This window comes from Pseudomarimonas salicorniae, from assembly GCF_023156535.1.
Taxonomy (GTDB): Bacteria; Pseudomonadota; Gammaproteobacteria; order Xanthomonadales; family Xanthomonadaceae; genus Pseudomarimonas; species Pseudomarimonas salicorniae.
In genome coordinates this window covers 278,706-294,270 of the sequence record NZ_JALNMH010000001.1, presented here as the reverse complement: position 1 = coordinate 294,270, position 15,565 = coordinate 278,706, and the positions used below count along the sequence as shown (strand labels likewise).

Below are 15,565 nucleotides of genomic sequence, written 5' to 3'. Positions count from 1 at the left end.
GGCGAGGCGGTATCGGACAACGCCGCGTGACGGCGTCGGAAAGGGACCAGGATGTGGGTGTCCACGATTGCGTGGCTTTGCGATGGTCGAAGCAGCGACCGCTAAGCGGATCGCTGCCGCAGAGAAACGCCCGGCGCACGCAGCGCGATACGCAGTGAAAGGTGCCGGCGACGCCGGGTGGGACCAGCTGGGACCGTGGATAACCCATGGAGGAAGCATGGCCACACCGATGGCGAGGCGGTATCGGACAACGCCGCGAGACTGGGTCGGAAAGGGACCAGGATGTGGGTGTCCACGATTGCGCGACGCGATTACGTGGGTGTCCACGATTACGCGCGGGTGTCCACGATTACGCGCGCGATTACGCGATTACGCGCGACGATTACGCGCGATTGCGTCGAAAGGGCGAGCACCGGGCCATTCGCCGGGAACGAATCCCCCGCCGTTCATCGATCCGCGTTCAATCCTGCGGCATGTTCGCCATAAATGAACAAGCATAAATATTGAACATCGTCTCGATTCACGGCACACTCTCCACGAGCCGAACAGGGCGACAGTGACAGCCATGAACGAGAACGACCTCATCCAAGGCGTCGCCGAAGCGCTAGAGCAACTGGGCGTTGGCCTGACTGCTCGTGCGGAGTTGCAGCCGACCGCCGCCAAACGTCACGTTGATGCCATCCTGGCGATTGCTCGGGGCAAGGCGCGCCATGAGTTCGTGATTGAAACCAAGCCTGCGATCGGCCCGGCAACTCTGGGCGCGGCACTGGCTCAACTCGACCACGCAGAGCACGCAACCAGGCTCCCAGGCCTGCTGGTGACTGAGCGCATCACACCGCCAATGGCCGAGAGGCTTCGCGAGTTGAAGCGTGGATTCGTGGATCTAGCCGGCAACTGCTATCTGGAAACGCCCGACTTCCTTGTCTACGTCGTTGGCCGCAAGCCAGAGGCTCAGATGACCGTGAGTCGAGGAGGCCAGGCTTTCACCCCGGCCGGTCTGAAGGTGCTGTTCGCGCTGATCTGTGAGCCAGAGTTGGCCAATGCAACGCAGAGGACGATTGCTGCGAATGCGGGTGTAGCCCTCGGCACGGTGCCCACGGTGCTGGCCGACCTTCGGCAGACAGGGCGTTTGTTGAAGGCCGGAAGAAACCAACGCCTGAACTCCGACAAGCGTCTTCTGGACGAGTGGGCTATGGGCTATGCCCAGCAGTTGCGCCCCAAGCTGTTGGTGGCTACACATCATGCTCCTCAGTTCGAAACCTGGAAGGAGTGGCCGGTGGAACCCTATCGGCTTCGCTGGGGTGGCGAGCCCGCGGCGCACCTTCTGGAAGGGTATCTGCAGCCTGGCGTCCTGACGCTTTACGGTGACAAGATGCCGCTCGCCTTCATGGCCAAGCAACAACTGAGGCCAGTCGGTCTACTCGGAACCCATCAAGCCCTTGAGGTGCGAAAGCCATTCTGGGGGAAGCCGCTGGAGTACCAAGGCCGCGCTGATACGGTGGCGCCGGCCTTGGTCTATGCAGACCTTCTGGCCACTGGCGAGGCGCGCTGTTTGGAAACAGCTGGGCGAGTCTATGACGAACTTCTGGCACGACTTTTCCCAGCAGGCTGAGCTGGTTCCGGTTGCCCCAGTCATCGGCGCCGTCACGGAAGCGGCTGCAGTGATGGGAATCGGCTGTCTCATCGCCGGGGCATTTGCTCGAGATCTGTTGCTGCACTACCGCTACGGGATACCCACCATCCGCAAAACCGATGATCTCGATTTCGGCTTGTCAGTCGGGAGTTGGAGTGAGTTCGAATCGTTGAAAGACCGGCTGATCGCCCATCAGGGGTTCAAGCCAACCAGAGCTCCCCAGCGGCTGCGGCATCCCGATGGGCATCTGATCGACATCGTCCCCTTCGGTGCTGTCGAGACCGCGGATCGCGCCCTGCTATGGCCCCCCGAGGGTGATCCGGAAATGGACGTGTTCGGTTTCCGCGAAGCATTGGGGGATGCACATACCATTCTGTTACCGGGGAAGGTTCGAGCCAACTTGGTTTCCCTGCCTGCCCTGACCATGCTCAAACTCGTCTGTTGGAAGGATCGACATCGGCGCAAACCGGGCAAGGACGCCGCCGACCTCGCGCTCATCCTCGGCAACTATCTGGAAGCCGGAAATGCCGATCGCCTGTACGAGGAGTTCGGCCAATTGCTGGAAGACGATAATTTCGAGTACGAGCACTCCGGCCCCCGGATGCTCGGCCACGATGTTCGGCAGCTGTTGGATGTGGCCGGACGCAACCGGCTCGATGCCATCCTCGTTGAGCAATGCAGCGATGAGGTCCCTGGCGTACTGCCGTCAGAGATGAATCGGAATGATCCCGATCGGGCGAGAGCGGGTCTGAAAGCGTTGCGAAAAGGCCTTCGGGAAGCGGAATAGCACTGCCATCTCCTATCACTTCAGGCCGCAATCGTGGACACCCACAGCCTCCATTTGCAGCGCACTGACAGAACCACCACGCCAAGGTACCCTCGATCCTCTCGTGGTCCGGATGTTCCCAGAATGATGCGTAGCCTTACGGTGGCGTTCGCCGCCTGTCTGACCGTCTCTTCCGCCGCGGCGGCTCCGCGGGTGTTGTTCGATACCGAGGCGGGTCCGATCCTGCTGGAGCTGGACGATGTCAGGGCGCCGCGCAATACCGCGAACCTGCTTCGTTATGTCAACGACGGTTTCTACGATGGGCTTATCTTCCATCGCTCGATCCGGGACTTCGTGATTCAGGCCGGTCGATTCGATCAGAACGGACAGCTTCGTCTGCCGACCTACTCGGCGATCGCCGGCGAACCGCGGAATGGTCTGTCGAACCGCTACGGCACCATCGCCATGGCGCTGTCAGGATCCAACGTCAACAGTGCGCGCAGCGAGTTCTTCATCAACACCGCTGACAACACGTCGCTGGATGGTTCCTTTACGGTGTTCGGGCGCGTGGTTTACGGCATGGGCGCCGTCGAGGATATCGACGAGCGCAGAACCACCGGGGACGACGCGCCGTTTCGTCCGGTTCTGATCACCAGGGCCGTCCAGGTGGCCGACGGCGCGTTTCCGATCCTCGACGCGCACAGCGGTTCCTGGTTCGATCCCGCCAACAGCGGTCGCGGCATCGTGCTTGAGATCGCCAGCGATCCGGAAGATGCGACGCGCCGTATCCTGATCGCCTACGGCTACGACTATCGGGATGGGGCCCAGGTCTGGGTCAACGGTGCGCAGCCCTTCGCGGTCGGCGATCACGAAGTCACCGTGGCGATGCAGACCGCCAGCGGCGCCGACTTCGGCTCGGCGTTCGCGCCGGGGGCAGTGCTGTTCGATACCGAGTGGGGAAGTCTGCACATCAGGTTCTCTTCCTGTGACCTCGGTACGTTCACCTACACATCCCGCTTCGGCGACTCCACCCAGCAATTGACCCGGATCACCACGCCTCCGGGTCGCGGCTGCGAGGCCACAGAGTAATCCGCCAATCGTGGACACCCACTGCCTCTGACCTGGTGCAGCGCAGGCTCAGGGCTTAGGGGCGAATCTGCTGACCGGGCGACGTCCCCGCGTTTCTGAGCAGCACCCCGATCTGGAGTCCCCTGCCGCCGACAGCACGGCGCGCGTCAGCGCGCCATGGGTCGAAACTCGCCGCGATTCTCGGTGGCCAGGCTCAGGGTGTAGATGGCGATCCACGCGGCGGCGAAGCCGGGAATGATCTCGTACACGCCCGGGCCGCCCATGAAGCTGTCGTTCCAGCCCAGCGCGATCCAGCCGATGACGGTCGATGCGCCGACGATCAGCCCGGCCACGGCGCCGGTGCCGGTCATCCGTTGCCAGGTCAGGGCCAGGATGATGAGCGGGCCGAAGGCCGCGCCGAAGCCGGCCCAGGCGTTGCTGACCAGGCCAAGCACCTTCGAGCCCGGGTCCCAGGCGATGATCGCTGCCACCAGCCCGACCAGCAGGACGCTGATGCGGCCGACCAGCACCGATTCCTTCTCGCTGGCGTCGCGGCGCAGGAACAGGCGATAGAGGTCCTCGGTCAATGAGGACGAGGCAACCAGCAGCTGGCTGGATACCGTGCTCATCACGGCTGCCAGCAGCGCGGCGAACAGGAACCCGGTCACCAGCGGATGGAACAGCAGGTCGGCGAGCACGATGAAGATGGTCTCGGCGTCGGCGACCTCCAGTCCGTTGCGGACCGCGTAGGCACGTCCGAAGATGCCGACGCTGATCGCGCCGACCAGCGAAACGATCATCCATGACATGCCGATGGTCCGCGCGGTGGCGACTTCCTTCAGGGTGCGGATCGCCATGAAGCGCACGATGATGTGCGGCTGGCCGAAATAGCCCAGCCCCCAGGCAAGGGCAGAGACGAAACCGACCACGGTCAGGCCGGAGAACCATGACAGGTAGTTCGGATCCACCGTCGCCAGGGTCTGTGATGCCTGCGAGAAGCCGCCGCCACCGGGTCCGAAGAGCACCACGGCCGGCATGATGATCAGGGCCAGCATCATGATCACGCCCTGGCAGAAGTCGGTCAGGCTGACGGCAAGAAAGCCCCCGATGACGGTGTACACCAGCACCACCGACAGCGTCACCGTGACGCCGACCGCGTAGTCGCTCATCGAATCGAAGTTGAGCACCGCGCTGAAGGCGCTCTCGGCCAGCTTGCCACCGGCGACCAGGCCGGAGGCGGTGTAGACCGAGAAGAACACCACCACGATCACCGCCGAGACGACGCGCAGCGCCATCGCCCGACTCGGGAACCGGTTGGCGAGGAACTGCGGGATGGTCAGGCTGTTGTCGTAGCGCTCGGTCTGCTCGCGCAGCCGCGGCGCCACCAGGATCCAGTTCACCAGCGCGCCCAGCGTCAGCCCGACGCCGATCCATGCCGAGGTCAGTCCGCTCAGGTACAGCGCGCCGGGCAGGCCCAGCAGCAGCCAGCCGCTCATGTCGGACGCCCCCGCGGACAGGGCCGCCACCGCCGGTGGCAGCTTGCGGCCACCGAGGATGTACTCCTCCGAAGATGAGGTCGAGTTGCGAAAGGCGTAGACGCCGATCGCCAGCATCAACGCGAAATACAGACCCAAACTGATCCAGACACCGATTGCCATAACACCTCGACTCGATTGTCACGGGCAGGCGCCCGCAACGCCCCAGTCAAGCACGCGGAACAAGGCCGAAGCAAACCTGAGGCTGCCGTCGCAAGGGCAGGGCGCGCAGGGGCAGAACAGGGGCCGGAGTCCACCGTCGTGCGAAACTGCGGGGCGCATCCAAGCCCTTGGCCGCGCGATGGGCCGCCCGATTACGCCCTCTCCACCGGATGATGGCAGCGATAGCGATGGCCATCGTCCAGCGTGGTGGTCGTCGGCGGCTGGCTGCGGCAGTCGGCCTGCGCAAAAGGACAGCGCGGGTGGAACTCGCAGCCGTCGGGAATGCGCAGCAGGTTGGGCACCTCACCCTGCAGGGGCAGGCGTTCGATGTCGGCGTCGGGATCGGGGATCGGGTTCGCCGAAAGCAGGGCCTGCGTGTACGGGTGCTGTGGCTGCTTGAAGACGTCGGCGGCATCGCCCTGCTCGACGAACTTGCCGAGATACATGATCGCCATGCGGTCGGCGACATGGCGGACGATGTTGAGGTTGTGGGTGATGATCAGGATGCCGAGGCCCATGCGTTCCTGCAGGCCGGTCAGCAGGTTGAGCACGTCACCCTGGATCGACACGTCGAGGCCGGCGGTGGGCTCGTCGGCGATCAGCAGCGAGGGCTCGAGGGCGAGGGCGCGGGCGACCCCGACGCGGCGGGCCTGGCCGCCGCTGAGCTGGTGCGGATAGCGGGCGGCGAAGTCCGCGCCGAGGCCGACCATGTCGAGAAGGCGGAGCGCCTCGTCCGGCCCCTCGCGGCCGCGGCCGCGGCCGTGGATCTGGAAGGGTTCGCACAGCGCCTCGCCAACGGTCATCCGCGGGCTGAGCGAGCCGGCCGGGTCCTGGAACATCATGGCGATGCGGCGGCGGTCGGGACGCAGGCAACCGTCGCTGCCGCGGGCGATCGGTTGGCCATCGAAGGCCACCTCACCCTGATGCATCGGCACCAGGCCCATCAGGGCCATTGCCAGGCTGGTCTTGCCGGAGCCACTTTCGCCGACGATCGCCAGGGTCTGACGCGGATGGACCTCCAGCGACACCCCGCGGACCACCTCGACCCATGCGCGGCCGCGCAGGCGCAGGCGGGCGGCGAGGCCGTCGGTGTGCCGGTAGCGCACCTGCGCATCGCGAACGCTGAGCAGGGGGGTCATGGTTCGGATCCCGCGCGCAGGCAGGCGACGCGCCGTCCATCGGACAGCGTTTCGAGGCTCGGCGCGCTCGCAGCGCAGGCTTCGATCGCGCGGTCACAGCGGTCGCGGAAGATGCAGCCGATGGGCAGCGCGGCGAGGTCCGGAAGCTGTCCCGCAATGATCGGTAGCCGACGCGTCGGGTTCTTGATCGCGCCGGGATCGCAGGACAGCAGCATGCGCGTGTAGGGGTGGCGTGGCTGGTGGAAGATCTGCCGCACCGTGCCGCTTTCGACCACCTCACCGGCATACATCACCACCACCTCGTCGCAGAGTTCGGCGATCACGCCCAGATGGTGGGAAATGAACAGCATCGAGCAGCCGAGGTCGGCCTGCAGAGCCTTGAGCTGCTCGATGATCTGCACTTCCAGGGTGGCGTCGAGGGCGGTGGTCGGCTCGTCGGCGATCAGCAATGAGGGCCGCATCATCAGGGCCATGGCGATCGCCACGCGCTGCTTCATGCCGCCGGAAAGCTGGTGCGGATACTCGCGCAGCCGCCGGGCCGGGTCGGGGATGCCCACCTGCTCCAGCATGCGCAGGCTGCGGGCGCGCTTGGCAGCGCGGCCGTCGCTCAGGCGGTGCTGCACGTCATGCATCTGTCGACCGATACGAACGACCGGATTGAGGCTGGTCATCGGGTCCTGGAAGACCACCGCCATCTCGCTGCCGCGCAGCGCGCGCATCCGTGATTCGGGCAGCGCATAGAGGTCTTCGCCCTGCAGCCGGATGGTGCCGGCAACGCGCCGGGCGTTCGGCGCGAGCAGGCGCATGATCGCCGAGATCAGCGTCGACTTGCCGCAGCCGCTTTCGCCGACGATGCCGACGATGCGGCCCTGCGGCACGCGCAGGCTGACCTGGCGCAGTGCCTGCACGGTGCCGCGCTCGGTGGCGTAGCCGATCGACAGGCCATCGACCTCCAGCGTTGCGGCGCTCTGAGGGGCCGCGCTCACCGGCGCCGCCGCTTGGGATCGAGGATGTCGCGCAGCGATTCCCCGAGAAAGGTGAACCCGAGCGTCACCAGCACCAGCGGCAGCCCGCCGGCAATGATCGGCCACGGCGAGTTGCGCAGGTAGGCATAGCCATCGTTGAGGATGCTGCCCCAGCTGGCCGTGGGCGGGCGCACGCCGAGCCCAAGGAAGCTCAGACCGGCCTCGATGCCGACCACCACAGGCACATCCATCGAAGCCAGGATCAGCAGCGGGGCGGCGATGTTGGGCAGGATGTGCCTGCCGAGGATGCGCGCGGTCGAGGCGCCCATGGCGCGCTCGGCGAGGATGAAATCGCGGTCGCGCAGCGCCAGCGTCTGGGTGCGCACCACCCGCGCATAGCCGGGGATGGAGGCCAGGATGATCACGCCGATCACGGTGTTGAGCGAAGGCCCGACCAGGGCCACGATGGCCAGCGCGAACATGATCGTCGGGAAGGCACGCAGCGTGTCGAAGCACACCACCAGGCAGCGGTCGAGCCAGCGCGGGCCATAGCCCGCCAGCATGCCCAGCAGCAGGCCGATCAGCAGGGCGGCGGAGATCGCGGCGAAGGCGACCTTCATCGCCACGCGGCCGCCGTGCAGCACGCGCGAGTAGATGTCGCGGCCCAGCTGGTCGGTGCCCAGCCAGTGATCCCACGAAGGCGGCAGCAGGCGCGCATGGACATCGATGTCGTTGGGGTCATGCGGCGCGATCCACGGCGCGCCGAGGGTCAGCACGCCGAGCACGGTCAGGATCACCAGTCCGGCCATGCCCAGTGGCTCGCGGCGCAGGCCACGCCAGACCGTGCCGACGCGGCTGCTCGAAGGAGTGCGCGCCGGAGCGCTCACGGCCGCGACTCCGATTCGCGCAGGCGCGGGTCGAGCAGGGCGTTGATCACGTCGGCGACAAAAGTGCAGAGCGCGAAGAACAGGGTGGTGACCAGCACCGTACCCATCACCACCGGATAGTTGCGGGTCATCACCGACTCGTGGAGCAGCTTGCCGATGCCGGGTCGCGAGAAGACGATCTCGGCGAACAGCGCGCCGGACAGCATCGTGCCGATGCCAAGGCCGAGCAGGGTCACCGTGGGCAGGATCGCGATGCGCAGGGCGTAGCGGCCGATGATCACCCGCTCCGGCAGCCCGAAGGCACGCGCGGTGCGGATGTGCGGCTCCTCCAGAACCTCCAGCATCGAGGCGCGGACCAGGCGGGCGATATAGCCGATCCAGCCGATCCCCAGCGCCAGCGCCGGCAGGACCAGGTGCCTGGCCTGATCCACGTAGTCACCGGCCTCGCCGGCGCCGATCGCCGGGAACCAGCGCCAGCGCACCGCGAACAGCAGCAGCGCGTACAGCGCGATCACGAAGGAGGGCACGGCGATGACCGCGACCGAAAGCACCGCGGTCACCCGGTCCAGCCAGGAGCCCGCACGAACCGCCGCGAGGCAGCCAAGCGGCACGCCGAGCAGGGTCGCCGCGCCGATCGCGGTGAACACCAGCACCAGGGTATAGGGCAGCTGCTCGAGCACGATGTCGGACACGGGCCGCCGACTGAAGGGATCCTCGCCGAAATCGCCCATGGCGACATTGCCGAGGAATCTTCCGAGCTGGATCGGCAGGGGCTGGTCGAGGCCCATGCGCTGGTTCAGTTCAGCGCGCAGTTCGGGCGTCGCACGTGGCCCGAGTATCACGCTGGCCGGGTCGCCGGGAATCAGGTGGATCATGCCGAACAGCAGCGACACCGCCAGCACCACGATCAGGGCTGACAGGGCGAGGCGCCGGGTAATGAAGGCGATCATCCCTGCGGCGGGTCCAGTCGGCGGAACGATCGGTACAGGGGATAGCCGTCGGCGCGGTAGGCGGGCTGGATCGTCCGGCGCGAGAGCATGGCCTCGACGCCATGGGCGAGGAACCGGTAGCAGCCCGAGTCTTCCATCAGGTGCTGCATGCGCTGGTAGAGCGGATCCCGGACCGCTGGATCGCTGACCGCCAGCGCCTGGCGGTGCAGGCGATCGAACTCGGCGCTGCGGAAGCGCTCCCAGTTCCAGATCCCGACCTGCTTGCTGACGAACCAGGCGGTGGCGTAGTACGGATCGCCGAGCATGGAGAAGGACTGCAGGTGCATCTGCAGGTCGCGCCAACGCTCGCCGGCCGACTCCATGCCCATGGTGATCAGGGTGGCGTTGTCCTGCGGATCGAGCTCGATCTCGATGCCGACCTTGGCCAGTGACCACTGCACCACCTGTGCCGCGGTCAGCTCGAGCGGGTTGGCGCGGCAGGACAGGGTCAGCTTCAGGGGCAGCTCCACGCCCGCCTCGGCCAGCAGGCGTCTGGCCATTTCACGATCGCCCCGAGGCGGGATATCAGCCGCGGCGCGATGTCCGATGAGTCCCGGGGCGATGATGCCGGTAGCCGGCTCGGCAAGGCCGAACCAGGCCGCCTTGATCACCGCCTCGACATCGATGGCGTACTGGATGGCGCGGCGGACCCGACGATCCTGCAGCGTCGGATGCTCCTGGTTGAGGCCGATCCAGTAGTAGCGCAGCGAATCGAAGACATCGAGGCGACTGTTCTGCGGCATCGAGCGGCGGAATACCTCCACCGTTTCGATTGCGACCTGGGTGCAGTCGAGCTCGCCGGCCTCGTAGGCGAACTCGGCCGCCTTGATGTCGGTGAGCGGATACAGGTGGATCTCGCTGAACTCGGCGGGCTCACCGGTCCAGTCGGGATTGCGCTCCAGTACCAGCCTGCGCTGCGCCCTCCAGCGCGCGAAGCGGTAGGGCCCGGACGAGCAGGGCGGCTGCATGATGAATCGACCGCCGACCGACTCCATGGCCTTCCTCGACAGGATCGTTCCGGTCACCGCGCACAGGCCGATCGGAATGAAGGCTGCATAGGGCGACTTCAGCACCAGGGTGCCGCTGTAGCGGCCTTCCACCTCGACATGACTGAAGGTGCCCATATCGTTTGCGTTGGGCGCGGCGAGCGCGGGAGCGATGGCGCGCTCCAGCGAGAACTTCACGTCGTCCGCGGTGATCTCGCCGAAGCCATGGCTGAACATGAGGCCCGGACGCAGGCGAAAGGCAAAGTGGGTCTCGTCGACCTGCTCGAAGTGCTCGGCGGCATCGAGCTCCCAGTCCCAGCTGCGCCCGGGCTTGAAGCGCAGCAGGTTGCTGTAGATCGCCTTGGCAACCAGGCCCTCCTGGCCCGACACCATCATTGGCGGATCGAGCGTCTTGAAGCCGACGATGGCGCGGATATGCAGGGTGTCGCCGCGGACGCGCGCCCCCGCGATCCCGGCCGGCAGACAGGCGCCCAGCGCGCCGAGCCCGGCCTGGCGCAGGAAGTCCCGGCGCCTGGTCGGGAGTTCACCCATCGGCGACGCCGGCGCCCGCTGGATCGGGGCAATGGTCTGGCCAGGTCATCCTGCGCTCCTGTCCGGCAGAGGATCCTGCGCTCCCGCCCGCCGCTGGCCGATCGAAGATCCCCTGCCTGCGGATGACGCGGAGCCTGTGTCTTCGAGGATACCGAATCAGCACGCAGGGGTCGGATCCATCGCCCTTGGGCCTGGGTACAGGGTCGCCCGGCCGCGCTCAGGTACACTCCGCGCCCCTGCTTGTCTCGGCCCTGCGCCATGATCGCTTTTCGAAACTTCGCCCTGCGGCGCGGCGAACGCCTGCTGCTGTCCGATGTCGACCTGTCCCTGCACGCCGGTGCGCGTGTCGGCGTGATCGGTCGCAACGGCTGCGGCAAGTCCTCGCTGTTCGCGGTGATCCTCGGCGAGCACGAAGCCGACCGTGGCGACATCGACCTGCCGAACAAGCTGCGCGTGGCCAGCGTGGCGCAGGAGACCCCGCCGCTGCCGGAGCCGGCGCTGGAGTTCGTCCTCGGCGGCGATGTCGAACTGCATGCGGTGATCCGCGCCGAGGCCGAGGCCACCGAGGCCGAGGACTGGGATGCCGTGGCCGAGGCACACCAGAAGCTCGCGGCAATGAATGGTTATGATGGCGAGGCCCGCGCCGGGCGGCTGCTGCATGGGCTGGGCTTCGATGCCGAGGCGCAGACGCGGCCGGTGGCGGCCTTCTCCGGCGGCTGGCGGGCGCGGCTGAATCTGGCCCGCGCGCTGATGATGCCGAGCGACCTGCTGCTCCTCGACGAGCCGACCAACCATCTCGATCTCGACGCCGTGCTCTGGCTGGAGCAGTGGCTGCTCAAATACCCCGGCATGCTGATGATGATCTCGCACGACCGCGAGTTCCTCGACGGCCTCAGCACGCACACCCTGCACCTGCACGAGGGCCGGGCCAAGCTCTACACCGGTGACTACACCAGCTTCGAGCGCCAGCGCGCCGAGCACCTGCGCCTGCAGCAGATCGCCCACGAGAAGGAGCAGGCCGAGCGCGCCCACCTGCAGGCCTTCATCGACCGCTTCAAGGCCAAGGCCAGCAAGGCCAAGCAGGCGCAGTCGCGGATGAAGCGTCTGGCCAAGCTCAGTGGCACCGAGGCGGTGCGCGCCGAGCGCGAGTTCCGCATCAGCTTCGCCGATCCGGCGCGGATGCCGAACTCGCTGCTGAGGCTGGACGGTGTCGAGGCCGGCTACCCTGCGGGCAGCGTCGCCGGCGGCGTCGAGGCGGGCCTTGCGCCGAGCACGCAGGCCACGGTGATCCTGCGCGGGGTCAAGTTCGGTCTGGAGGCCGGCGACCGGATCGGACTGCTCGGCCCGAACGGCGCCGGCAAGTCGACCCTGGTCAAGACCCTGGTCGGCGAGCTGGCCCCGCTCGCCGGCGAGCGGCTGGCCCACGGTGACCTGCAGCTGGGCTACTTCGCCCAGCACACGGTGGAGTCCCTGCACGAGGCGCAGAGCCCGATCGACCATCTTCGGGACCTCTCGCCGGGCGTGTCGAACAAGGAGTTCCGCGAGTTTCTCGGCCGCTGGAATTTCTCCGGCAACCGCGCCTTCGAATCGGTCGCCGGTTTCTCCGGCGGCGAGCGCGCCCGCCTGGCGCTGGCCCTGATCGCCTGGCGCCGGCCCAATGTGATGTTGCTCGACGAGCCGACCAACCATCTCGACCTCGAGATGCGCGAGGCCCTGGCCGAGGCGCTGAGCGACTTCCCCGGCGCCATCGTTCTGGTTTCCCACGACCGGCACCTCACCGGCCTTGTCTGCGAGACCTTCTGGCGCGTGGCCGATGGCGAGGTGGAGGAGTTCAGGGGCGACCTCGACGAGTACGCCGCCTGGCTGAAGGCGCGGAACAGCAAGCAGGGCGAGAAGCTGGCCAAGGCGGCCTGATCGCGACCCACATCCGCATGGGGCTGAGCGACCACCGCCCGCTGAGGCGAGCCTGGTCGCCCGACACGCCCAATGGGCCCGCTATACCGCGGGGCTGGAATTCTGTTCAGCGAATGCGATGAGCGGGCGCGAAGCAGACCTTCCGCAGAACCCGAATGTAGGAGCCAGCTTGCTGGCGATAGGCGCCCCGGATGGGACGATCGCCAGCAAGCTGGCTCCTACAGCAACGGTGCTGCCAGGTCCGGTTTGTGCCGCGAAGCAGCCCTTACCGCAGTCAAATTGTGGGAGTGCCCTCGGGCGCGACCGCGGAGACCCGCTCTGGCCGCAGTCTGTGGTGAATCTGGAGCGCTGCGGTGGCGCCCAAGGGCACTCCCACAGTCGGGCACAGTTGGGGGTCGGCGAAGCCCCATAGGGTGCGGCTTGACGCACCGATACGGGCGCTCGGACGGTACGCCCGGTGCGGCCAGCCGCACCCTATGAACGTCTTCTCTGCGCCCTCTGTTCTCGTTGCGACCGGCTGCTCTGCACCAGCAGCGGCCTGCGGTGGCACTCGGCGGCATTGGGCGGCGCAACCGGACCCATCAAGCGGGGGGTCAATGCCGGCCTCGCCGATCGAGAGCTTCCGCAGTTCGGAAGGTGATGGTCAGTATCGCGGCATCAGCAGCTGCGCAATGACCGTGCCCAGTACCAGAATGCCGATGAGCCTGTTGAGCGCACCAAAGCGCCGCACCTCGGCGCCGGCCCGGTAGTAGACGTCGCCGGTCAGCAGGACCAGCAGGGCGAGCGGGGGCAGGATGAACAGGCAGATCCAGAAGAACCACTGCTGGCGCCAGGCCGGCACGGCGTCGTAGTGGCGGTACTCCACCCCGGCGTCGTCGCTCAGTTCAAGGCCCGCACGCAGCGGACCGGGCCTTTGACGATCTGCTGGAACTTCGGCACCACATCACAGATGTGGTGGCTTTCCTCGAGAGAGAGCCCCCAGGCCAGCATGCGCATCTCGCGCTCCTTTTCGACGCCTCGGCCAATACTCAGGTAGGTCAGGTGGGTGGGCTGGTTCTTGAACAGCTTGGCCATGCGCGGCTCCAGCGCGGGCTTGCACTCCGAGAGCGTGAGCGTGCAGTCGGCGCAGGCCTTCTTCAGATCTTTGGGCATGGACTTGCGGACCATCTCGCAGTCCTGGTCGTCCAGGGTTTCGGCCAGCAGGACGAACTCAAGTGAGCGATCCTCGACCGTCTTCTCGACACGGACCCCGGCAAACACCGGATTGGGTACAGGCTCCGGCGCGGCGTTGCCCGCGGCTGCATGCTGCTTGTTGACGAAGGCGTTCCAGGAGAAGGCGGCGGCGATCACGACCACCAGCAGCAGGAGCTTGCTCATAAAGGTTCTGTGAAGAAAGGGTGATCGATCCTAGGAGCGGTCCCGCCGGCTGACAACTGCCGGCGGTCGGGCGTCCAGGGCGCCGCGCCGACCGTGCAGCGAAGGCGCTGGCAGCCCGCAGTCCAGGCCTCGGCAGCCCCGGCTGGCCCGAAAGCGGGACGCGGCTGCAACCTGCTGTCGACAACGCGCAACGACGCTGCGCGCTCATCGTCCACATGCCGGCCCAAGTAGGGGACTGGGCTTCGTTCAGGGGGCCGTCCCGCCGGCAGCGTGCTTCGGGCGCACATTGCTCGTCCGTCCTGGCCCGTTAGAGGGCGGTCCTTGTATCGGAGTGCTGATGGGCGTGACCGCGGCTTTCCTCTCTGGCCGCGGTTCGTGGCAGACCCGCGAAGCTGAGGTCGCGGGCATGCCTGGTCCTGCCAGCAGCTTCGTTGGAAGGGTGACGCAAGTGCACGGCTAGGGCGCGAATCGGACGTTCGCCACCGACCCCGATCGGGCGGGCTCTTCGTAGGAGCGGACATGGCCGCGACCGCGCGGTCTGTGGAGAACACGCCACGCCGCGGTCGCGCCCATGTGCGCTCCTAGAGTCGTGCTTCGTTGGGCGTCGGCGAAGCCCCATAGGGTGTGCCTTGGGCGCACCGATAAGGGCGTTCGGACGGTACGCCCGGTGCGGCAAGCCGCACCCTATGAAGGTCTGCTTCGCGCCCGGTATGCACCTTTTGCGGATGCCTAGGTCGAAGCGACCCGGGTCGGTTCCGGGTGTGATCGGGTCTGGAGGGGATGTGTACGATGGCGGCGTCCGATTGCCCGGGGCCGGCAAGGCCCTTCCTCGCGGAGCCATGAGCGACCCGATCCCTGTTCTCCGCGACCGGCTGCTGAGCACCAGCGGCGGCCTGCAGTGGCATGCCACTGCCTGGCGGCGGCGCGCGGCGTGGGCCGGCTTCGTTCGCCAGGTGGCGGGATGGCTGGACGCGTGGCGACCTCGGCGCGACCATCTGGTTGTCGTCGGTGGAAGTGCCGGTTATACGCTTCCGACGGCGTGGCTGAGCCGGTTCCGGCGGATCACATTGCTTGAGCCGGATCCCGTGGCGCGCTGCCTGTGGCGCTGGCGCCGGCCGCGCGCGGAGATGGGCCGGCTCGATGCACTCGTCGCGGGTGGGCTGCGAACGCTGCGAGTGCATCATCCGGACGCGGCCGTGCTGTTCGCCAATGTCCTCGGCCAGGTGCCATGCCCGGGCCAGCGGCGCTGGACCGAGACACTGGCCGCCGACCTCGACGGCCTGCCCTGGGCGAGCTACCACGATGTCTTCAGCTGCGTGGAGCGGGCGGCGACCAGGACGCCGATGGCCCTGCCGCAGGCCGGGGATGTCGAGACCCTGGTGGCGCACTTCTGGCCGGGTCTGCGCGAGATCGAGCTGTTCGATCACGACTCGCTGGGCCTTGGCGGGCCCGGCCCGCATGCCTACGCGCCCTGGTCGCTGCGGCCCGGGCAGGAGCACCTGATCGAGTGGTGCGTCAGGGGAGACCGGGAGTCATCCGTTGCCTGCCCCGGACGGTCCGCCAGGCCCGCTTGCTGATCGAGGGCTGCGTCC

Annotated in this window: 12 protein-coding genes and 1 pseudogene; 5 read left to right on the top strand and 8 right to left on the bottom strand. The window is 67.1% G+C overall.

The genetic code is table 11. From position 1 onward, the window contains the following. Nucleotides 1-565: 565 nt before the first annotated feature. The 3 genes from M0G41_RS01265 to M0G41_RS01255 all read left to right on the top strand — a co-directional run bounded on the left by M0G41_RS01265 (nt 566) and on the right by M0G41_RS01255 (nt 3,488). Entirely contained in the window at nt 566-1,612 is a 1,047-nt protein-coding gene (locus tag M0G41_RS01265) for a type IV toxin-antitoxin system AbiEi family antitoxin (RefSeq protein ID WP_248204351.1), read from the top strand. Next, complete coding sequence (locus M0G41_RS01260) at nt 1,575-2,420, top strand: nucleotidyl transferase AbiEii/AbiGii toxin family protein (protein ID WP_248204349.1); 846 nt, start codon at nt 1,575-1,577, stop codon at nt 2,418-2,420. Before M0G41_RS01265 ends, M0G41_RS01260 begins: the two co-directional genes overlap by 38 nt. A 123-nt stretch (nt 2,421-2,543) precedes the next feature. Next, nucleotides 2,544-3,488, top strand: a complete 945-nt coding sequence (locus tag M0G41_RS01255) for a peptidylprolyl isomerase (RefSeq protein ID WP_248204348.1) — start codon at nt 2,544-2,546, stop codon at nt 3,486-3,488. Nucleotides 3,489-3,634: 146 nt separating this feature from the next. On the opposite strand, the gene putP is transcribed toward M0G41_RS01255, so the two are convergent. From putP to M0G41_RS01225, 6 genes are all read right to left on the bottom strand, one after another. Then, entirely contained in the window at nt 3,635-5,125 is a 1,491-nt protein-coding gene (gene putP, locus M0G41_RS01250; protein WP_248204347.1) for a sodium/proline symporter PutP, read from the bottom strand. Nucleotides 5,126-5,316: 191 nt separating this feature from the next. Continuing rightward, a complete protein-coding gene (locus tag M0G41_RS01245; RefSeq protein WP_248204346.1) occupies nt 5,317-6,303 on the bottom strand; it encodes an ABC transporter ATP-binding protein in 987 nt (328 codons plus the stop codon). Next, nucleotides 6,300-7,289: an ABC transporter ATP-binding protein gene (locus M0G41_RS01240; protein ID WP_248204345.1), complete on the bottom strand. Its 990-nt coding sequence runs from the start codon at nt 7,287-7,289 to the stop codon at nt 6,300-6,302. Before M0G41_RS01240 ends, M0G41_RS01245 begins: the two co-directional genes overlap by 4 nt. After that, nucleotides 7,286-8,155: an ABC transporter permease gene (locus M0G41_RS01235; protein WP_248204344.1), complete on the bottom strand. Its 870-nt coding sequence runs from the start codon at nt 8,153-8,155 to the stop codon at nt 7,286-7,288. Before M0G41_RS01235 ends, M0G41_RS01240 begins: the two co-directional genes overlap by 4 nt. Beyond that, nucleotides 8,152-9,105, bottom strand: a complete 954-nt coding sequence (locus tag M0G41_RS01230; RefSeq protein ID WP_248204343.1) for an ABC transporter permease — start codon at nt 9,103-9,105, stop codon at nt 8,152-8,154. The genes M0G41_RS01235 and M0G41_RS01230 overlap by 4 nt, the downstream gene beginning before the upstream one ends. Then, nucleotides 9,102-10,682 carry an ABC transporter substrate-binding protein gene (locus M0G41_RS01225; protein WP_248204342.1) on the bottom strand — a complete coding sequence of 527 codons (1,581 nt, stop codon included), beginning with the start codon at nt 10,680-10,682 and terminating at the stop codon, nt 9,102-9,104. Before M0G41_RS01225 ends, M0G41_RS01230 begins: the two co-directional genes overlap by 4 nt. A 258-nt stretch (nt 10,683-10,940) precedes the next feature. Between M0G41_RS01225 and M0G41_RS01220 the strand changes: the two are divergent. After that, nucleotides 10,941-12,593, top strand: a pseudogene (locus M0G41_RS01220) (ABC-F family ATP-binding cassette domain-containing protein); the annotation flags it as partial. Nucleotides 12,594-13,239: 646 nt separating this feature from the next. Here M0G41_RS01220 and M0G41_RS01215 read toward each other — a convergent pair. Together M0G41_RS01215 and M0G41_RS01210 are read right to left on the bottom strand one after the other, a co-directional pair. Next, entirely contained in the window at nt 13,240-13,461 is a 222-nt protein-coding gene (locus M0G41_RS01215) for a hypothetical protein (protein ID WP_248204340.1), read from the bottom strand. 14 nt (nt 13,462-13,475) lie between these two features. After that, nucleotides 13,476-13,973 carry a flagellar basal body-associated FliL family protein gene (locus M0G41_RS01210; RefSeq protein ID WP_248204338.1) on the bottom strand — a complete coding sequence of 166 codons (498 nt, stop codon included), beginning with the start codon at nt 13,971-13,973 and terminating at the stop codon, nt 13,476-13,478. A gap of 839 nt (nt 13,974-14,812) precedes the next feature. Between M0G41_RS01210 and M0G41_RS01205 the strand changes: the two genes are divergently transcribed. Further along, nucleotides 14,813-15,550, top strand: a complete 738-nt coding sequence (locus M0G41_RS01205; RefSeq protein ID WP_248204336.1) for a hypothetical protein — start codon at nt 14,813-14,815, stop codon at nt 15,548-15,550. Nucleotides 15,551-15,565: the final 15 nt, after the last annotated feature.